Source organism: Devosia sp. Z6_126 (genome assembly GCF_058133495.1).
Genome location: NZ_JBYUNO010000003.1, coordinates 752,427 through 772,138, shown reverse-complemented (window position 1 = coordinate 772,138; position 19,712 = coordinate 752,427). Strand labels below are relative to the sequence as shown.

At 64.2% G+C, this 19,712-nt stretch carries 18 protein-coding genes; 14 read left to right on the top strand and 4 right to left on the bottom strand.

Translation table 11 applies throughout. The annotated features are described in order from the left end of the window. Nucleotides 1-79 precede the first annotated feature (79 nt). From AC3YOG_RS15930 to AC3YOG_RS15905, 6 genes are all read left to right on the top strand, one after another. The gene (locus AC3YOG_RS15930; RefSeq protein WP_489935765.1) at nucleotides 80-1,099 is read left to right on the top strand and encodes an ABC transporter permease; all 1,020 of its coding nucleotides are present in this window, start codon (nucleotides 80-82) and stop codon (nucleotides 1,097-1,099) included. A gap of 41 nt (nucleotides 1,100-1,140) precedes the next feature. Continuing rightward, on the top strand, nucleotides 1,141-1,914 hold the full coding sequence (locus AC3YOG_RS15925) for an ATP-binding cassette domain-containing protein (protein WP_489935764.1): 774 nt from the start codon (nucleotides 1,141-1,143) through the stop codon (nucleotides 1,912-1,914). Between the two features lie 32 nt (nucleotides 1,915-1,946). Then, nucleotides 1,947-2,942, top strand: coding sequence for a zinc-binding alcohol dehydrogenase family protein (locus tag AC3YOG_RS15920; protein ID WP_489935926.1), 996 nt, complete (start codon nucleotides 1,947-1,949; stop codon nucleotides 2,940-2,942). A gap of 76 nt (nucleotides 2,943-3,018) precedes the next feature. Further along, the gene (locus AC3YOG_RS15915) at nucleotides 3,019-3,960 is read left to right on the top strand and encodes an ABC transporter substrate-binding protein (RefSeq protein ID WP_489935763.1); all 942 of its coding nucleotides are present in this window, start codon (nucleotides 3,019-3,021) and stop codon (nucleotides 3,958-3,960) included. A 146-nt stretch (nucleotides 3,961-4,106) separates the two neighbouring features. Beyond that, on the top strand, nucleotides 4,107-5,000 hold the full coding sequence (locus tag AC3YOG_RS15910) for an SDR family oxidoreductase (RefSeq protein WP_127754236.1): 894 nt from the start codon (nucleotides 4,107-4,109) through the stop codon (nucleotides 4,998-5,000). Between the two features lie 57 nt (nucleotides 5,001-5,057). After that, on the top strand, nucleotides 5,058-5,279 hold the full coding sequence (locus AC3YOG_RS15905; RefSeq protein ID WP_127754235.1) for a hypothetical protein: 222 nt from the start codon (nucleotides 5,058-5,060) through the stop codon (nucleotides 5,277-5,279). A 28-nt stretch (nucleotides 5,280-5,307) separates the two neighbouring features. Here the strand turns inward: AC3YOG_RS15905 and AC3YOG_RS15900 are convergent, their stop codons facing one another. Further along, entirely contained in the window at nucleotides 5,308-7,605 is a 2,298-nt protein-coding gene (locus tag AC3YOG_RS15900) for a Tex family protein (RefSeq protein ID WP_489935762.1), read from the bottom strand. 230 nt (nucleotides 7,606-7,835) lie between these two features. Between AC3YOG_RS15900 and AC3YOG_RS15895 the strand changes: the two genes are divergently transcribed. From AC3YOG_RS15895 to dinB, 3 genes are all read left to right on the top strand, one after another. After that, on the top strand, nucleotides 7,836-8,240 hold the full coding sequence (locus AC3YOG_RS15895; protein ID WP_489935761.1) for a DUF3224 domain-containing protein: 405 nt from the start codon (nucleotides 7,836-7,838) through the stop codon (nucleotides 8,238-8,240). Between the two features lie 97 nt (nucleotides 8,241-8,337). Continuing rightward, on the top strand, nucleotides 8,338-10,407 hold the full coding sequence (locus tag AC3YOG_RS15890; protein ID WP_489935760.1) for an ATP-dependent helicase: 2,070 nt from the start codon (nucleotides 8,338-8,340) through the stop codon (nucleotides 10,405-10,407). Nucleotides 10,408-10,478: 71 nt separating this feature from the next. After that, nucleotides 10,479-11,558 carry a DNA polymerase IV gene (dinB, locus tag AC3YOG_RS15885; protein WP_489935759.1) on the top strand — a complete coding sequence of 360 codons (1,080 nt, stop codon included), beginning with the start codon at nucleotides 10,479-10,481 and terminating at the stop codon, nucleotides 11,556-11,558. 6 nt (nucleotides 11,559-11,564) lie between these two features. Here the strand turns inward: dinB and AC3YOG_RS15880 are convergent, their stop codons facing one another. The 3 genes from AC3YOG_RS15880 to AC3YOG_RS15870 form a co-directional block, all read right to left on the bottom strand. Continuing rightward, nucleotides 11,565-12,581, bottom strand: coding sequence for an ABC transporter permease (locus AC3YOG_RS15880; protein WP_489935758.1), 1,017 nt, complete (start codon nucleotides 12,579-12,581; stop codon nucleotides 11,565-11,567). Continuing rightward, nucleotides 12,578-14,152 carry a sugar ABC transporter ATP-binding protein gene (locus AC3YOG_RS15875; RefSeq protein ID WP_489935757.1) on the bottom strand — a complete coding sequence of 525 codons (1,575 nt, stop codon included), beginning with the start codon at nucleotides 14,150-14,152 and terminating at the stop codon, nucleotides 12,578-12,580. The genes AC3YOG_RS15880 and AC3YOG_RS15875 overlap by 4 nt, the downstream gene beginning before the upstream one ends. A 72-nt stretch (nucleotides 14,153-14,224) precedes the next feature. Then, nucleotides 14,225-15,169, bottom strand: coding sequence for a substrate-binding domain-containing protein (locus AC3YOG_RS15870; RefSeq protein WP_489935756.1), 945 nt, complete (start codon nucleotides 15,167-15,169; stop codon nucleotides 14,225-14,227). Between the two features lie 268 nt (nucleotides 15,170-15,437). Here AC3YOG_RS15870 and AC3YOG_RS15865 point away from each other — a divergent pair, with 268 nt between their 5' ends. From AC3YOG_RS15865 to AC3YOG_RS15845, 5 genes are all read left to right on the top strand, one after another. Continuing rightward, a complete protein-coding gene (locus AC3YOG_RS15865) occupies nucleotides 15,438-17,066 on the top strand; it encodes a Na+/H+ antiporter (RefSeq protein WP_489935755.1) in 1,629 nt (542 codons plus the stop codon). Between the two features lie 117 nt (nucleotides 17,067-17,183). Then, nucleotides 17,184-17,972: an MBL fold metallo-hydrolase gene (locus AC3YOG_RS15860; protein ID WP_489935754.1), complete on the top strand. Its 789-nt coding sequence runs from the start codon at nucleotides 17,184-17,186 to the stop codon at nucleotides 17,970-17,972. Nucleotides 17,973-18,207: 235 nt separating this feature from the next. Then, nucleotides 18,208-18,771, top strand: coding sequence for a 50S ribosomal protein L21 (rplU, locus tag AC3YOG_RS15855; RefSeq protein ID WP_489935753.1), 564 nt, complete (start codon nucleotides 18,208-18,210; stop codon nucleotides 18,769-18,771). 12 nt (nucleotides 18,772-18,783) lie between these two features. Next, nucleotides 18,784-19,050 (top strand): 50S ribosomal protein L27, encoded by a 267-nt coding sequence (gene rpmA, locus AC3YOG_RS15850; RefSeq protein WP_127754225.1) that lies wholly within the window; start codon nucleotides 18,784-18,786, stop codon nucleotides 19,048-19,050. Between the two features lie 115 nt (nucleotides 19,051-19,165). Continuing rightward, entirely contained in the window at nucleotides 19,166-19,693 is a 528-nt protein-coding gene (locus AC3YOG_RS15845; RefSeq protein ID WP_489935752.1) for a GNAT family N-acetyltransferase, read from the top strand. Nucleotides 19,694-19,712: the final 19 nt, after the last annotated feature.

Here is a 19,712-nt window from a genome sequence, read left to right as displayed (position 1 = left end):
CATTAAAAACAATTGACAGGGCAGAGGCAATGGCGAAAGGCTGGTTTCAATAATTTAAAACAGAAAAGTTGGGAGAGTCATGGCGGCCGTCCAAAGCACCACCGGCACATCCTGGCCCACGGGCCGGATCAACGGGGAAACGCTGCACAAGCTCTCCGCCTTGTTCACGCTGGCGATCCTGATCGCGGTCTTCGCCTTCGGCAATGCAGCCTTTCTGTCGGTGAATAACGGCCTGACCGTTTTGCTGCAGACCTCGGTCATCGCGCTTCTTGGCATTGGCATGACCATGGTGATCATCACCGGCGGCATCGATCTGTCCGTGGGCGCAGTGCTCGCCCTTTCGGGCACGGCTACCGGCATGCTGGTCAAGGCCGGCGTTCCCGTGCCGCTCGGCATGCTGGCCGGCGTCGGGGTAGGGGCCCTTTGCGGCCTCGCCAATGGTCTCGTCATCACCAAGCTCAAGATCACGCCCTTTGTCGCCACACTCGGCATGATGTTGATCGCGCGCGGCACTGCGCTGCAGCTGACCGGCGCCGCGCCGATTTCGCAGCTGGGCGAGGCCTTTGCGTGGCTGGGCAATGGCGCGCTTTGGCGCATGGTCGAAAAGCTGCCCAATGGCCTGTCGCGCGTCGTCTTTCCGGGTATCCCTTACCCGGTCATTCTTCTCGTCATCATCGCCCTCATCGCCGCCTATGTGCTGCGCCGCCGTCCGCTGGGCCGGCATCTTTATGCCACCGGCTCCAACGAGGAAGCGGCGCGGCTGGCCGGCGTCAATGTCGATCGCACCAAGATCGCCGCTTATATGCTGTCGGGCGGTCTCGCCGGCGTTGCGGGCAATGTGCTGATGTCGCGCCTCGTCACCGCCCAGCCCAATGAAGGGGTGATGTACGAGCTCGATGCCATCGCTTCGGCCGTGATCGGCGGCGCTTCCCTCATGGGTGGTGTCGGCACCATTTCGGGCACCCTGATCGGCGCCTTCATTATCGGCGTGCTGCGCAATGGCCTCAACATGGCCGGTGTTTCATCCTTCATCCAGCAGATCGTCATCGGCATCGTGGTGATCCTGGCTGTCTTTATCGATCAGTTGCGCCACCGATGATCATCTCCCAGCAAACACCAGCGTCACATCAGGGGCAGGCCATGACCACGCCATTGATTGAGATGATCAATATCGAGAAGCACTTTGGCGGCGTTTGCGCGGTCAACGGGGTCAGCCTTGATCTGCATGCCGGCGAAGTGGTCGGCCTGCTCGGCCACAATGGCGCGGGCAAGTCCTGCCTGATGCGCATTCTTTCGGGCGCCATGACCCCGAGCGCGGGCGAAATCCGCATCCGGGGGGAAGTCGCCTCCCTTAACTCCCCCACCGATGCCCGCGACCAGGGCATTGAAACCATATACCAGACCCTGGCTTTGGCCGAACATCTCGATGCGCCGGCCAACCTCTTTCTCGGGCGTGAATTGCGCACGCGCTGGGGTAATCTCGATGACAAGCGCATGCTCGAGGAATCCAAGCGTGTCTTGGCGCGGCTCAACCCCAATTTCCGCAACCTGACTGATGCTGTGGCGCGCCTTTCGGGCGGCCAGCGCCAGGTCATCGCCATTGCCCGGGCGATCTATTTCGACGCCAAGATCCTCATCATGGACGAGCCCACGGCTGCCCTCGGGCCGGCGGAAACGGCGATGGTGGGCGAACTCATCAAGCAGCTGCGCAACGAGGGGCTCGGCATCTTTCTCATCAGCCACGACATGCACGACGTGTTCGACCTTTGCGATCGGGTCGTCGTGATGAACCGCGGTGAAAAAGTGGGCTCGCATGCGATTGGCGAGGTCAGCAAGGACGACGTGCTCAGCCTTATCATCAAGGGCGCGCTGCCCGACAACTGGCAGTCGCGCCAGCAAGGAGTTCTGCAATGAACGAAGCCGTTCAGGTCAACGCGTTGGGCACCATGACCGCCGGCACCTGCGTGGAGCCGGGACTGTTCGAGCTGCGCCAGCTTCCCCGTCCATTCGAGGCGCCGGAAGGCTGGGCCTTGGTGGACATTGCAGCTGTCGGGCTGTGCGGCACCGATTACCATATCTTTGAGGGCAAGCACCCTTATCTGCAATATCCACGGGTGATCGGGCATGAGCTCTCGGGTCGGCTGGTCGAGGCGGCCGGGGACATGGCCGCGGGCGAGCTCGTCGTCATCAACCCCTATGTCTCCTGCGGCACCTGCCGCGCCTGTAGCCGGGGCAAGCCCAATTGCTGCACCCGGATTGAAGTTCTCGGTGTGCATCGTGACGGCGGCCTGTGCAGCCGCATCGCCGTGCCGGTCGGCAATCTTTATCCCGCCACCGGTCTCTCCGATCTGCAGGCGGCCATGGTCGAGTTCCTCGCCATTGGCGCCCATGCGGTGGCCCGCTCGGAACTGGCCGCCGGCGACCGTGTGCTCGTGACCGGCGCCGGCCCGATCGGACTGGGCGTGGCGCTATTCGCCCGGCTCGCGGGTGCCGAAGTGCACCTGCTCGATCTCAGTTCGCGGCGGCTGGAGCTGGCCGGCAAGCGCTTTGGCTTTGAGCATCTCCATAGCGATCCTGGCAGCATTCTTGCTGGCGATCTCGCCGATGGTTTCGATGTCGTGTTCGATGCCACGGGCTCCGCTCGCGCCATCGAGGCCGGCTTTGCTCTCCTTGCGCATGGGTCCACCTATGTGCTGGTCAGCGTCGTCAAGGACGACATCCGCTTCAGCGACGCCGAGTTCCACAAGCGCGAAACCCGTATCGTCGGCAGCCGCAATGCCCTGCGCGCCGATTTCGAGCGGGTGATGGCCGCGATTCGGGCGGGGCAGATCGATACATCAGCCCTCTTGTCCGAAGAGATCGCCCTTGTCGATCTGCCCCGCCGCTTTGCCGAATTGGCCCAAGACCGCGAAAGCCTGATCAAGGCCGTGGTTCGGCCATGACCCATGTGCCCGGGCGGGTAAGCCGCACCGGCGCATCACGACGCCTACCCAAAAACTTCATAACCGGAGGAGTAACATGAAGAAATCTGTCCTGCTTGGCACCGTCGCATCCGCGCTTTGCCTCACCATCCCCGCGGCTTCGGCCGGCGAAATCGCGGTGATCGTCAAGACCACCAACTCGAACTTCTGGCAGAACGTCAACAAGGGCGCTGCCGCCGCACTCGAAGGCAATGCCGAGCATACGCTGAGCTTTGACGGCCCCGCTTCGGAAGCCGCAGTGGCCGACCAGGTTAACCTGGTGGAAAACGCGGTCAATCGCGGCGTCGCGGGCATCGTCCTAGCCCCTTCCGACCCCGAAGCACTGGTGCCGGTCGTGCGCCGCGCCAACGAAGCGGGCATTCCCGTCGCCATCATCGACTCCGCCTTGGGCGAAAGCGGCGCAGGCCTCTACCAGACGTTCCTGTCCACCGACAACTGTAAGGCGGGCGAAATGGCTGCTCAGGCGGTGATCGATGGCGCCGGCACCACCGGCAAGGTTGCGGTCATGTCTTATGTCGCCGGTGTTGGCTCGGAAATCGGCCGCGTCGGCTGCTTCACCGAATATCTCAAGGGCAATAGCGAGCTCGAAATCGTCGGCCCCTATTACTCCCAGTCCCAGATGGCCACCGCGCTCAACCAGACCACCGACGTGCTGGCCGCCAATCCCGACCTGGTGGCGATCTTCGGCGCGAATGAGCCCACCGCCATCGGCATGGGCCGCGCCATCGTGCAGGCCGGCAAGGCCGGCCAGCTCACCGCTATCGGCTTTGACGGCAACGAGGACCTCCAGGCCTTTGTCAAGGACGGCACGCTCTCTGGCATTCTCGTCCAGGGCTCCTATCAGATGGGCGAGCTGGGCGTGCAGGCCGTGCTCGATCTTCTGGGCGGCAAAACCCTCGAGGAGCAGATCGATACCGGCGTCGTCCTTGTCACCAAGGACAATATCGACCAGCCCGAAGCGCAGAACGTGCTGTACTAAGCAACTCTACCCGGGCAGGCACCGCGTCTGTCCGGGACTTTTCAATCCGAAAGGTCGAGCGCCATCGCAAGCTGCCGTGCGCTCCTGTTGCGGAACTCACGCCCGCACCCATCGTTGGTCATGGCATCCCACTTCGAGAGAGAGCCATGACCGACCGCCTCACCATGCAGGACCCGCGCAGCCAATATCCCAAGCCCCCGTTTCCCCGCCAGCCGCAGCCCGTGCCCGGCCTCGCCGGCAAGATGGATCCGGTGCCCGACCACGGCGAAACCTCCTACCAGGGCTCGGGCAAGCTCAAGGGCCGCAAGGCGCTGATCACCGGCGGCGACTCCGGCATCGGCCGTGCTGCTGCCATCGCCTATGCGCGCGAAGGCGCCGACGTTGCGATCTCCTTCCTCGAAGCCGAATCCGCCGACGCGCAGGAGGTGATCAAGCTGATCGAAGCCGAAGGGCGCAAAGCCATCGCGCTTCCCGGCGACATCACCGATGAAAACTGGTGCCAGCAGCTGGTGAGCCAGGCCGTCGAGGGGCTGGGCGGGCTCGATATCCTCGTCATCAATGCCGGCCGGCAGCAGAACCGCGAGTCGATTGACAAGGTCACCTCGGCCGATTTCGACAAGACGATGAAGACCAATCTCTACGCCATGCACTGGATCGCCCAGGCCGCCGTGCCTCATCTCAAGCCCGGCGCCGCCGTGATCACCACGGCCTCGATCCAGGCCTATGAGCCCTCCGCCATCCTGCTCGATTATGCCACCACCAAGGCCGGGATCGTCGCCTATACCAAGGCCCTCTCCAAGCAGCTGATCGAGAATGGCGTGCGCGTCAATTCGGTGGCCCCTGGCCCCTTCTGGACCCCGCTGCAGTCGAGCGGCGGCCAGCCTGAGGAAAAGGTCATGCAGATGGGTTCGGACAGCGCCTTTGGCCGCCCCGGCCAACCCGTCGAGCTGGCCCCCATCTATGTGCTGCTCGCGTCCCAGGAAGCCAGCTACATCACCGGCGAAGTGTTTGGCGTCACCGGCGGCGCCGGCATCGCCTGACGCCAGCATGGGCCGGGCCCCTGTGCCCGGCTCCTTTTCTCAGCAACGGAGTTCATCATGGACGAGGAGGCTGCCGGCAAGCTCGTGCCGGTTCGGGCAACACCCAATGCGCCGGCGCGGGCCCGCGTCCGTTGGGCCTGGGGCCGGGCAAGCCTTGAGGTCGATGCCGAGATTACCCCCGCCGGGTTCCTGGCGATCGGGGGCATGGTCGGCATGATCCTGCTTGCGGTAGTGCCCATTGTTTCGGCTGGTAGCCGCGCCCGCCGGCGGCTGTTCTGATTTAGCCGCCGGCTCACAGTCGGCGGCGCTACTTCTTGTTGCGCATCGCAGCGCTCAGCATGTCGCCCAGCGAGCCGGTGCTGCGCTTGGCCTCCTGCGGCGGGCGCTGGCTGGGGCGCATTGGTTGCTCGCGACCACGTTCGCGCGGCGCGGCGGCCTCGCCATCCCTGCGCATGGTCAGTCCGATGCGCTTGCGCGGCAGGTCCACTTCCACCACCCGCACCTTCACAACGTCCCCCGCCTTGACCACCTCATGGGGGTCCTTGACGAATTTGTCGGCCAGCTGGGAAACATGCACCAGCCCGTCCTGGTGCACGCCGATATCCACGAAGGCGCCGAAGGCGGCGACATTCGTCACCGTGCCTTCCAGCATCATGCCCGGCTTGAGATGCTTGATGTCATCCACGCCTTCGGCAAAGGTCGCGGTCTTGAACGCCGGGCGCGGGTCGCGGCCGGGCTTTTCCAGTTCCGCCAGGATATCGCGCACCGTTGGTAGCCCGAACCGCTCATCGACAAAGCTCCTGGGATCGAGCCCCGCTAGCGCCGCCTTGTCCCCCATCAGCGTGCGCAAATCCCGCCCGCAGGCCGCAACGATCCGGCGCGCCACGCCATAAGCCTCAGGGTGAACGGAGGACGCATCGAGCGGCTCGGTGCCGTCGGTGATGCGCAAGAACCCCGCGCTTTGCTCGAAAGTGCGCTGGCCCAGCCGCGGCACCTTGAGCAGCGCCTTGCGCGATTGGAACGGCCCATTGGCATCGCGATAGGTGACAATGGCTTCGGCAACCGAGGCGCCAAGGCCCGAAATCCGCGCAAGGAGGGGCGCCGAAGCGGTGTTGAGATCGACCCCCACCGCGTTCACCGCGTCTTCCACCACCGCATCGAGCGAGCGCCCGAGCCGGTTCTGGTCGACATCGTGCTGATATTGTCCGACCCCGATCGCCTTGGGCTCGATCTTGACCAGTTCGGCCAGCGGATCCTGCAGGCGCCGCGCAATGGACACCGCCCCGCGCAGTGACACATCGAGATTGGGGAACTCGGTCGCTGCAAGCTGGGAGGCCGAATAAACCGAAGCCCCCGCTTCCGAAACGATCACCTTGGTGGGTTTGGGCGCCGGCAGGCGTTCGATGAGGTCGGCCACGAGCTTTTCGGTTTCCCGGCTGCCGGTGCCATTGCCGATAGCGACCAGTTCGACCCGGTGCTTCTGGATCAGCGCCTGGATGGCCGCTTGCGCCCCCACCACGTCGTTGCGCGGCTGGAACGGGTAGATCGTTGCGGTATCGAGCACCTTTCCGGTCGGGTCGATCACCGCGACCTTGACCCCGGTGCGGATGCCGGGATCGAGCCCCATCGTGGCCCGAGCGCCAGCGGGTGCCGCGAGCAGCAGGTCCTTGAGGTTGCGGGCAAACACGGAAATGGCCTCGGCTTCGGCGCGTTCGCGCAGTTCCACCATCAGGTCCACCGACAAGGACGCACGCAGCCGCGTCCGCCAGGCCCAGCCCGCAACCTCGCGCAGCCAGTGGTCGCCGGCGCCATTGCCCTGCGCCTTGAGCGCGCCCGCCACCAGTCGCTCGGCCGGCTTGACGGGGTCGGGCAGGTCCGCGTCCACCTCGATGTCGAGGCTCAAAAATTCTTCGTCGCGACCCCGCATCATCGCCAGCGCCCGGTGACCGGCGACCTTGTTCCAGCGTTCCGAATGGGCAAAATAGTCCGAGAACTTGGCCCCGGCCTCTTCCTTGCCCTTGAGCACCTTGGCGCTCAGCAACGCCTTCTCGCGCATATAGCTGCGCAATTGCCCGAGCAGGCCGGCGTTCTCGGTCAGTCCCTCGACCACGATATCGCGCGCGCCCTCCAGCGCTTCCTTGGTGCCGGGTACGTGTTCGTTGAGGTAAGCTTGTGCCAGCGCTTCTGGGTCGGCATTGCGATTGGCGAGAATGGCATCTGCCAGTGGTCCCAGCCCGCGCTCGCGCGCAATCTCCGCCTTGGTGCGCCGCTTGGGCTTGAAAGGCAGGTAGAAGTCTTCCAGTTCCGCCTTGGTCGCCGCACCCGTGATGGAGGCGGTGAGTTGGGGGGTGAGCTTGCCCTGCTCGCTGATCGATTTGAGGATCGCCGCCCGCCGCGCTTCGAGTTCGCGCAGATAGGTCAGCCGCTCGGCGAGGAGCCGCAGCTGCGTATCATCGAGCCCGCCCGTCACTTCCTTGCGGTAGCGCGCAATGAACGGCACCGTGGCGCCACCATCGAGCAGTTCCACCGCCGCACCAACCTGGGCCGGGCGGGCCCCCACTTCGGTGGCGATCTGGGCGGCAATGCGGTTGTCGAGTTCGGACATGGCTCTTCTTCTTGGGTTCGGCTGGCGCGACCATAGTCGCCTCGCGCGGCAGGTCACACCCGATCGGGCAGGTTTTTCCCCGGTTGTGCGTTCCCATGAGGATAAACCATGTCCGCAATATGCCGGTGTCGGAACCCGCGCCTTGGCAAATGAACCTCGCGGCCGCGTCCGTATTGTTCTTTGAATGTTCTCGTGCATGATAGCAGGCAGAACCGCAGGGGAGGTTGGGAATGAAGGTCAGGGGAACATTCACCGTCTCGGGATTCCAGCAGGCAGAGCTGGATGTGCCAGACGCGGTGGTCACCGGCTTGCCAGTGGGGGTGAGCACGATGGAAAAGCTTTACACTGGCGAGGTCAGCGGCCGCTCGACCACGATCTTCACCTTCGCCTTTGATCGCGTCTCGGGCGTGGGGTCGTACCTCGCCATGGAGAGTTTCGAAGGTTCCTTGGGCAACAAGCGCGGCAGCTTCAATTTCCTCCATTCTGCCGCTACGCAAGGGCGTGATCGGGCCAACGAATTCTTCGCCATTGTCGAGGGCAGTGGCACCGGGGGGCTGGCGGGCATCACCGGCTCGGGCGGCATCAGCATTGATGCGGAGCTGCATCACATCTGGTTCGATTACACCTTCGGCTAGCGCGACACGCCCGCGCTTCCGCGACATCTTGGCCACGGCTCTTGCGAACAAAACAGGAATACGGTTCGGTGCCCGCCTAGCTGGAGCCTTGCGATTCGTGGCGTTCGATACCTCATATCTGGAGACCCTGAACCCCGAGCAGCGCCGGGCGGTGGAGCATGGGGTTGGGGCTGATCGCTCTTCGCCGCTGCTGGTGATTGCTGGCGCCGGGTCGGGGAAAACCAATACTCTGGCCCATCGGGTCGCCCATCTCGTCGTCAATGGCGCCGATCCACGGCGTATCCTCCTCCTCACCTTTTCGCGTCGGGGTGCCGGCGAGATGACCCGCCGAGTCGAACGGATCCTGGCGCGCGTCCTCGGCACCAATACGGGTGGTGCCGGGGATGCTCTCGCCTGGGCCGGCACCTTTCATGGCATTGGTGCGCGCCTCTTGCGCGAACATGCCGTCCAGATCGGACTTGACCCTGCGTTCACCATCCATGATCGCGATGACTCCGCCGATCTCATGAACCTCGCGCGCCACGAGCTGGGCTTGAGCGGCGCCAAGAGCCGGTTCCCCACCAAGGGCACGTGCCTCGCCATCTATTCGCGCGTGGTCAACGCCCAAGGTGATCTGGCCGAGGTTCTGAAGTCGGTCTTCCCCTGGTGCGCCATGTGGGAAAACGAGCTGCGTGCCCTCTTTGCCTCATATGTCTCTGCCAAGCAGGGGCAGAACGTGCTCGACTACGATGACCTGCTGCTCTATTGGACCGGGATGATGGAGGAGCCTGCCATCGCAGCCAATCTCGCCAGCCGGTTCGATCATGTGCTGGTGGATGAATATCAGGACACCAACCAGCTTCAGGCCTCGATCCTCCTCGCCCTCAAGCCGCAGGGGCAGGGGCTGACCGTCGTCGGTGACGATGCCCAGTCGATCTATTCCTTCCGCGCCGCGACCGTCCGCAACATCCTCGATTTCCCCACGGCTTTTTCGCCCGCGGCCGACATCGTCACCCTTGATCGCAACTACCGCTCCACCCAGCCGATCCTTGCCGCAGCCAATGCGGTGATCGAGCAGGCCAGCGAGCGCTTCACCAAAAATCTCTGGACCGAGCGGCAGTCCGAGGCCAAGCCGCTGCTGGTCACCGTGCGCGACGAGGCCGATCAGGCGCGTTACGTCGTTGAAAAGGTGCTCGAAGCGCGCGAAGGCGGCGTCTTGCTCAAGCAGCAGGCGGTGCTGTTTCGCACCTCGAGCCATTCCGGCCCGCTCGAAATCGAGCTCACGCGCCGCAACATCCCCTTTGTCAAATTCGGTGGTCTCAAATTTCTCGACGCCGCCCATATCAAGGACCTGCTGGCGCTGCTGCGGTGGGTGGAAAATCCGCGTGACCGGGTGGCCGGGTTCCGCGTGCTCCAGCTGCTGCCGGGCATTGGCCCTGCGGCCGCCGGCAAGGTGCTGGATGCGCTGGCGACCGGGCCCGATCCCGTTTGGGCTCTGGGAGAAATCCCCCAACCTCCGCGCTCGGGTCAGGGCTGGAAGGAGCTCGTGGAACTCGTCACGCGCCTGTCCCGGCGTGATGCCGGCTGGCCGGCCGAGCTGGGCTATGCCCGGCTCTGGTACGAGCCCCTCATGGAGCACACCTATGAGGATGCCAGCATCCGGCAGGCCGATATCGTTCAACTCGAGCAGATCGGGGCAGGCTATCCCAGCCGCGAGCGGTTCCTGACCGATCTGACGCTCGATCCGCCCGAGGCCACCAGCGATCAGGCCGGCGTGCCGCTGCTCGATGAAGACTATCTGATCTTGTCCACCATTCATTCGGCTAAGGGCCAGGAATGGAAGGCGGTGCATGTGCTCAACGTGGTGGATGGCTGCATTCCCTCCGATCTGGGCACCGGCAGTACCCATGAACTGGAAGAAGAGCGGCGCCTGCTTTACGTGGCAATGACCCGGGCCCGCGACGAGCTGCATCTGCTGGTGCCACAACGGTTTTACGTCACCCAGCAGTCGCGCCATGGCGATCGGCATCTGTACGCCCAGCGCACCCGCTTTATTCCGCGTGCGACGCTGGGCAGTTTCGAGGATATTTTATGGCCGCCGGTAAAGCCCTATCAGCCTGACGGGTTTACCCCCACGCCGGTGCAGGCCGATCTTGGCGCGCGCATGCGCAATATGTGGGCCAAATAGCCATGGCCACGCTGCTGACACCGGCTGACCGCTCCGCCCCTATGCTCGGCAGGTGAAACAAGGCCGTCCTCGTGAGCATCCGCAAGATCATACATATCGATATGGACGCGTTCTACGCCTCCGTCGAACAGCGCGATAATCCCGAGCTGCGCGGCAAGCCGGTCGCGGTGGGTCATGGCGCCGCGCGGGGTGTGGTGGCAGCCGCCAGCTATGAGGCGCGAGCCTTCGGGGTTTATTCGGCGTTGGCTTCCGTCACGGCGATGCGCAAATGCCCTGATCTCGTCTTCGTGCCGCCGCGCTTTGACGTGTATCGCGCCGTCTCCGCCCAGATCCACGAGATCTTTCGAGAGCATACCGATCTCATCGAGCCGCTGTCGCTGGACGAGGCCTATCTCGATGTCACCCAGAACAAGCAGGGCATTACCCTCGCGCGGGATATCGCCAATACAATTCGCAGCCGGATCAAGGAAGTCACCGGCCTCAATGCCTCGGCGGGGATCAGCTACAACAAGTTCCTCGCCAAGATTGCCTCCGGCTACCGCAAGCCCAACAATTATTTCGTTATCCCCCCCGAGCGCGGTGCCCAGTTCGTGGCCGCCCTGCCGATCGAAAAATTCCATGGCGTCGGTCCCGCCACCGCAGCGCGTATGCACCGGCTTGGCATCATGACCGGGGCCGATCTTGCCGCCTTGAGCATGGACGAGATGGTCGCCCATTTCGGGCGCTCGGCCCAATATTGGTTCGACCTCGCCCAGGGAGTCGACCACCGCGAGGTCAAACCCAATCGCGAGCGCAAGTCCATTGGCGCTGAGGACACGTTCGGGCAGGACATCACCACCCTTGATGAAGCGCGTACCCTGACGCGCCCGCTGATCAACAAGGTCTGGGCGGGCGGCGAAAAGCGCGGGCTTTATGGCCGCACCGTCACCTTGAAGGTCAAGTTCGCCGATTTCGAGCAAATTACCCGTGCCAGAAGCCGGCCCGAGCCGGTCAGCAGCGCTGCCGAACTGGCCCAAGCGGTGGACGAATTGCTGGCGCAGACCTTTCCGCCCAGAAAACCCGTGCGCCTTCTGGGCGTCACCATCTCCGCCTTCACGCCTCCCAGCAACACCGCCACACCCAAGCAGATGGTCCTGCCCATCCCGGACTGAGCCTGCCTAGAGCCGCGCCCGCGATTTGAGCCAGCGATCAAACGCCACCGCCAGGATCAGGATCAGCCCGATGACAATGCTTTGAGTGTAGGATGAGACATTGTTGAACTGCAGCCCGTTCTGCAGCACCCCGATCAGTGCCGCCCCGATCACCGTGCCGCCCACGCTGCCGATGCCGCCGAACAGCGATGTGCCCCCGATCACCACGGCCGAGATCACCGTCAACTCATAGCCGGCCCCAGCCACCGCTTCAGCGGAATTGAGCCGCGCTGCCAGCACAAAGGCGGCAAGGCCCGAGAAGAATCCCACGATCACATAAACCGAAACAAGGATGCGATCGACCCGCAACCCCGACAGCCGCGCTGCCTCCGCATTACCGCCTACCGCATATACCGAGCGGCCATAGCGGGTATAGCGCAGCACAAGATGGCACAGCACCGCCGCCACCGCAAAGATGATCACCGGCACCGGCACCGGGCCAACCAGCCCTGTGCCAAACCAGCGCATAGACGCATCAAAGCCCGAAATCGGCCCACCATTGGAGACGGTCAGCGTGAGCCCGCGGAAAATCGTCAACCCGCCCAGCGTCACGACGAAGGGCGGCACTTTGAGCCGGGTGATGGTCAGCCCTTGCACCGCGCCGCACAGGGCGCCAACCACAAGCGCGGCAAGCAGGGCCGCAAACCAGCCGAACCCCGAAGATCCGGAAGCGGACAGCGACATCGAATTGGCCGTACCCCCTTTGGCCACCACGGCCGCGATCATGCCGCAGAACGCCAGCAGCGAGCCGACACTGAGATCGATCCCCGCGGTCAGGATGACGAAGGTCATGCCCAGCGCGATCAGCCCGGTGATCGAGATTTGCCGCATGATGTTGAAGACATTGATGGGGTCGATGAAGCTGGGCTTCATGGCGGTGAACACCACGATCAGCGCGACCAGAAAGATCAGCGGACCAAAGCGCTTGGCAATGGCAAAGCCATTGGGCCCGCTGCGCCGAACCGGTTCGGTCGTGCTGCTCATTGGTGTTCTCCCCCTGGCTGGTCCAGCGCCATCAGCGCCATCAGCTTTTCTTCGCTCGCCTCGCTGGCGGGCATCGTGCCGCTTACGCGCCCCTGCCGCATGGTGACGATGCGGTCGCTGACCGCGAGGATCTCGGGGAGCTCGGATGAAATCACCATCACCGCGATCCCGCGCGCCGCGAGTTGCACGAGGATCTGGTGCACCTCGGCCTTGGCGCCAACATCGACACCCCTGGTGGGTTCATCGACAATCAGCACCTTGGGGTCACGCGCCAGCCAGCGCGCGAGGATTACCTTTTGCTGGTTGCCGCCCGAGAGTCCGTCAATGGGCTGGTCGGGCGAGGCCATGCGGATCGAGAGCATCTTCTTGAACTCGCCCAAGGCCTGGCGTTCGCGCCGCTCGGTCATGATCCCCAGGCGATTGGAATAAGCCTCGAGAGTGGCGATGGAAAAATTCTGCAGGATCGAGAGAATGGGAAAGATGGCCTGGTGCTTGCGGTCTTCGGGCACCAGCCCGATCCCTAGCGCGATGGCGTGGGCCGGTGAGGCGGGGGCAATGGTTTGCCCGTCCAGCGTCATTGTGCCTGCTGCAATGCGGTCGGCGCCGAAAATGGCCCGCGCCAACTCGGTCCGGCCCGAGCCCACCAGCCCCGCCACCCCCAGGATCTCGCCGGCCTTGAGATCAAGATCGATGCCTGCCAGCACGATGGCATGGGGCGCCTCGGGATCGCGGATGGTCTGCAAGCCGCGCACACTGAGACGCACCTCGCCCGCGGCATGCCGCTGCGCCGGCCGCGTATAAAGCTCGGAGGCCGCGCGCCCCACCATCTTCTCGATGATCCGCGGCAGCGGGATGGGGCCGCCTTCGCGCAGCAAATGCCCCGCCAGTCGCCCGTCGCGCAGCACGGTCATCCGGTCGCAGATCGCCGAGGCTTCCTCGAGCCGGTGGGTGACGAACATGATGGCGACGCCTTCCTCGCGCAACCGGGCCATGATGGCGAGCAGCTGACTGACCTCGGTCTCGGTCAGGGCCGAGGTCGGCTCATCCATGATGATCAGTCGGCTTTCGAGCGACAGCGCCCGGGCGATCTCGACCAATTGCTGTTCAGCCACCGACAGCGCCGAAACCGGCGTATCGGGGTCGATGCTGAGCCCCACCCGCGCGATGATGCTGCGGGTTTCCTGGCGCATGCGGCGCCAGTCGATGATGCGCAGCGGTCCGACCGGTGCGCGACCGATAAAGATGTTCTCGGCCACCGACAGGGTCGGGATGAGGCTCAGTTCCTGGTAGATCGTCACAATCCCGGCGCGCTTGGCCGCCTGGGGCGTTGCGGGCCGATAATCCTGCCCGGCAAAAACGATGCGCCCGCTCGAGGGCGGCTGCGCCCCCGACAAGATTTTCAGCAGGGTGGATTTACCGGCGCCGTTTTCTCCCAAAAGCCCCAGGATTTCGCCCGGGCGCACATCTAGCGACACATCACTGAGCGCTGCGACACCGGCAAAATGTTTTGATATCCCCATCACTTCGAGCAGGGGCGGCGTCGACGGCTGTGACGTGGCAAGAGCTGCCATCGGCCTGTCCTCCTGGGTCTGGCGCAAGCAACCGGCCGGGCGCCTCCTCGCCCCCGGCCGGCGGGATCCGGCTTAGCCGGCTTCGCCGATGCGTTCGGCCTGGTCCAGATTGTCCTTGGAGATCACCACTGGGGTCAGCAACACCAGTGTTTCGGTCGGCGCGGTGCCATCCTTGGCATAGGCCACCGCGATCTTGACCGCTTCGCGTGATTGCTCGCCGGGGAACTGCTCGACCGTGCCGGCCATGCCCCCGTCGCGCACCGAAGCCAGCGCTTCGGGCAGCGCGTCAAAGCCATAGATCTTGACGTCGGTGAAGCCGCGAGCGGCGCAGGCTTCGAGCGCGCCCAGCGCCATGTCGTCATTGGCACAGATGATCGCATCGGGCTTGCCATTGGCCGCGAGCCCGGCTTCCGTCACGGCCAATCCCTGGTCCCGGGCGAAATTGGCGGTTTGCTCGAAGACGATCTTGTATTTGTCGGCCATGCCATCAAGCACATTGTGCACGCCCTTGTTGCGGTCGATAGCGGGACCCGCCCCAGGCTGGCCCTGCAGGTGGAAGATGGTCGCGCCATCGGGGAAGGCGTCCACCACCGCCTGCGCTTCGGCTTCGCCGCCCTTGACATTGTCGGCCCCCACATGGGCCAGAATGCCTTCCACCCCGTCCACGCGCCGGTCGATGGTCACCACGGGCACATTGGCCGCAATGGCCTGCTCGATGGCGGGCGCCAGCGCATTGACGTCAAGCGGGGAAATGACGATCGCATCCACCTGCTGCACGATGGCCGATTCAATGTCGGCGGTCTGCTTGGGCGCAGAATTTTGCCCGTCGCTCTCGATCACCGCAACGCCCTGGTTGCCGGCCTCGGCCTTGATCTGGTTGAGCATATGCACAAAGAACGGAAATCCCAAATTGGGCACCGATCCAAGAATGGTCAATTGGTCCTGCGCCAGGGCAGGGCGGGCTACGGCGAGCGCGCCGAGCGCCACCGAAGACATCAGAAAACTGCGTCTATCCATGGGTTCCTCCCGTTACGGGTCGCCGGCGGCATCTTGTGTGTCCGTCCGGCAGGGGGAGCCTATGTGGTGCTTCTGCTCCCCGCAAGCAGCAAACCGATGGAGTTCGCCACACCCCCATCCGCTAAACACCAAGCCATTCAACTCACGGGGCACTAAGGACTGCCGCCGAAATGGGCTGGGCGCCCGCCCGGCAGTGCGTTTGCCTTTCTTTTGGTGCAACGCGGGTCGGGGCGGCGACGTTCGCCCCTGTCAGTGAAAGGCCAAGGCTGTGCAAGACGTCACCCTAGTCCTTGTTCTATTGCTAGCCGTGGTGCTGAGCGGGGCCATCTCGCGTGCGCTGCCCTGGCCCATTCCCGTGCCCCTGGTGCAGATTGCCTTTGGCGCGGTGCTCAGCATCGGCACGCGGCAGGGGATCACGATCAATCCGGACGTGTTCTTCCTCCTCTTCCTGCCGCCATTGCTGTTTCTCGATGGTTGGCGCATTCCCAAGGAAGATCTGCTCAAGGACGCCTCCACCGTGCTGGAACTGGCCCTTGGGCTGGTGGTCTTTACTGTGGTGGGCATGGGCTTTTTCATCCATTGGCTGATCCCCGCCATGCCGCTGGCGGTGGCCTTTGCTCTGGCCGCCGTGCTGTCGCCCACCGACCCTATCGCCGTGTCCGCCATTGCCCAGCGCGTGCCGATCCCCAAGCGCCTGATGCACATCCTGGATGGCGAATCCCTCCTCAATGATGCATCGGGCCTGGTTTGCCTGCGCTTTGCCAGTGCCGCGGCCCTCACTGGCACCTTCTCGCTTTATGATGCCGGGCTGACCTTCCTGTGGCTGGCGCTCGGGGGCATCGCCATCGGCGTGGGCGTGACCTGGCTCATCACCCGGCTCCAGGATCGGGTCTCGGGGCGCTGGGGTGAGGACACCGGCTCGAAGGTCTTGGTGAGCCTCCTCATCCCCTTTGCCGCCTATCTCGCCGCCGAACATATGCAGTGCTCGGGCATCCTTGCGGCGGTAGCGGCGGGGCTGACCATGAGCCTGCTCGAGGCGTCGGGGCGCACCCGCGCGACCACCCGCATTCGACGAAATGCCGTGTGGGACATGATCCAGTTCGCCGCCAATGGCGTGATTTTCGTGCTGCTGGGCGAGCAACTGCCCGGCATCGCCCGCGCGGCGCATGAAACCGTGGCTCTGACTGGTCATGCGGAAGTCTGGTGGCTCGCCATTTACATCGTGGCGATCAATGTCGGCCTCGCCGCCTTGCGCTTCGCCTGGGTCTGGGTATCGTTCCGGCTGACACTTTTTCGCGGGCCCGGGCCGCGCAAATCGCCCAACTGGCGTGTGGTCGCCGCCATGTCCTTCGCCGGCGTGCGCGGCGCCATTACCCTGGCGGGTATTCTGACCCTGCCGCTCACGACGCTGGATGGGGCGGCCTTTCCCGCCCGCGATCTGGCGATCTTGCTCGCCATGGGCGTCATCATCACCTCCCTGATCGTGGCCAGCATCGGCTTGCCCATCCTGTTGCGCGATCTGGATGTCCCGGCCGAATCGGGTGCGCGGGCCCAGGAAGACGATGCGCGCAGTGCCGCGGCCGACGCCGCCCTGGCGGCCCTAAGCAAGGCGTTGGACCAGGTGCCCGAGGAGCGCAGCGACGCCCCGGTTTATGCGGCGGTCGGCACCCGGCTCGCCGAGCTCTACCAGCGCCGGCTCGATGGCCACTCGCAGCTGGAAGCGCTCGATATTTCGCGCAGCGAATACGAGCGGGTGGAAAAAGAGCTGGTTCTTGTCGCCTTGCGGGCCGAGCGCGCCGAAATCCGCCAGCGCCTGCGCACCGGCAAGCTCAAAAGCGAGGTCGCGCGGCAACTCATTCGTGACCTCGACTTGGCCGAGATGCGTTACTCCCGCTAGGCTCCATCCATGAGCGCCGGCGGGTTTCCGGCATCTAGCTCAAATTGTCGTGCGGAAACGAACAAATCGGCTACCCCTCACGTTGAGGCTCGACAACGAACCCAAGGGAGACGGCGAATGGCGAAGCGGCGGGAAGTAATGGCGGGAATGGCGGCGTTGCCGCTGGTGGCATGGGCGGCAGGCGCTCTGGCTCCGGCTTTTGCTCAGGAAGCAGGCACGCTTGATGGCGATCGCCTGGCGACTTCGGGCGGCGATGTGATCATCCATCCCGTGAGCCATGCGAGCCTCGTGCTCGGCTATGACGACCAGGTGATCTATGTGGATCCCGTGGGCGGTGCCGAGCTTTACGCCGAGCTGCCCGCACCAACCGCGGTGTTGATCACCCATGGCCATGGTGACCATTTCGACGTGCCCACCCTCGAAGCCATTGCAGGCGGCGGCATTCCGATCCTGACCACCCAGGAAGTGTTCGACAAGTTGCCCGAGGCGCTCAAGGCCAATGCCACGGCGCTGGCCAATGGCGACGAGGGCTCGCTCAACGGTCTGCCCGTCGCGGCCATCCCAGCCTACAACACCTCGCCCGACCGGCTGCAGTACCACCCGCAAGGCGTCGGCAACGGCTATCTCATTAAGTTTGGGGACGACATCGTGTATGTCGCCGGCGACACCGAGCCCACGCCCGAAATGCTGGCGCTCGAAAACATCGCCGTGGCCTTCCTGCCGATGAACCTGCCCTATACGATGACGCCCGAGCAGGCCGCCGAGGCCGTGAACACCTTCAAGCCGGGCATTGTGTATCCCTATCACCACCGCGGCAGCGATCTGGATGCCTTTGAAGCGGCGGTGGGGGAAGGCGTCGAAGTTCGCCGGGCCAATTGGTATCCCGAAGGGGAAGAGGCGGCGTGAGGCCGCCCCGCAAGCCTTGACTCTGCCGTTATTTGCCATGATAAGCACAACCCGATGCGCGCCGGCTCAAACCGGTGCGCTGCTTTGGTTTGAAAACGCTGCTTAAGGCTCCCCACCGGTTTGATCGCCGGTATGTTTGAAGACCGCGACACCGGGTGTAACGCCCAGGGGAATAGTCGCGGCGCCGCAAAGCGCGACAACAGGGACCGGGATGTTTGACGCACCCGGTTGATGAATGACGTTCGCAGTGATCAAAACCGGTGGCAAGCAGTACAAAGTTGCCGCCAATGACGTATTGAAGATTGAAAAGCTCGATGCCGAAGCCGGCACCATCGTGACCTTTGACCAGGTGCTGATGGTTGATGGCGAAGTTGGCGCTCCGCTGGTGGAAGGCGCAATTGTTGCTGCCGAACTGCTGGAAACGCGCAAGCAGAAGACGGTCATCATCTTCAAGAAGAACCGTCGCCACAATTACCGTCGCCGCAACGGCCACCGCCAGCTGCTCTCGACCGTGCGCATCACCGAGATCCTGACCGGTGGCGCCCAGCCGAACCTGACAGCTCCGGCCCGTACCGAAACGGCAACACCCAGCGTGAGCGAAGCCGCACCGGCTGGCGAGCAGAACCAGGCTGGCGTCCCGGCTGTCGAGACCTTTGAGGCCGAGGCCGCCGCGCCCGCCAAGAAGAGCTCGCGCAAGGCCGCCGCAGCCCCTGCTGCCGACGACGCCGCTGGCGAAACCGCAAAGCCGGCCCGCAAGACTGCGGCCAAAAAGGCCGCTCCCAAGGCCGATCAGGAATAAGGACCAAGCACCATGGCACACAAGAAAGCAGGCGGTTCATCCCGCAATGGTCGTGATACCGCCGGACGCCGTCTTGGCGTCAAGAAGTTTGGCGGCGAAGAAGTGATCGCCGGCAACATCATTATCCGCCAGCGCGGCACCAAGTGGCACCCTGGCACTGGTGTTGGCTTGGGCAAGGATCACACGATCTATGCTCTGGTTGACGGCAAGGTGGCCTTCCGCACCCGCGCCAAGTCGCAGGTGTTCGTGTCGGTCGAGCCGGCGCTGGCCGCCGAGTAAGAACCGGCCGTTTGCACGCAAGCTGCCGGGGGACAGGTCCCTCGGCGCTGCCGCAACAGCTAAGCACAGGGGAACCGGTCCGCCGGTTCCCCTTTTTGCTTTTTCGGAGCCCAACATGGACAGCCCACGTCAGCGTCTTCCGGCGACCCTCACCACCACCCGGCTGGTGCTGACCACGCCTGCGCTCGCGCATGTGCCCGCCATTGCAGAACTGGCCAACAACCCTCGCCTTCTTGCCGTGTTGACCCGCCTTCCCAATCCGTACGGGGAAAGCGACGCGGTCTTTTTTGTCGAGGAGCTTGCTCGTAGTGCTGAAGAATGGGCTTGGGCGATCGAGCTCGAGGGTCGGTTCATCGGCACGATCGGGCTGCATCTGCTGGACGGACAACCCCCCGCACTGGGGTATTGGCTGGGCGAGCCCTTCTGGGGACAAGGCTATGGCACGGAAGCGGCGCGGGCAGTGGTGCAGACCGCACAGCAGTCCGGCTTTACCGCGCTCCGCTCCCGGGCTCTCGTCAGCAACAGCGCCTCACTCGCGGTGTTGCGCAAGGTCGGCTTTGTTGAACTGGGGCAGGCGTTCGAAGAAACGGGCACGCTGGTGGGTCAACCCGTCGTGCTCCTCGGCCAGGACTTGCCGCAATGATGCACGATCATTTTTCGAG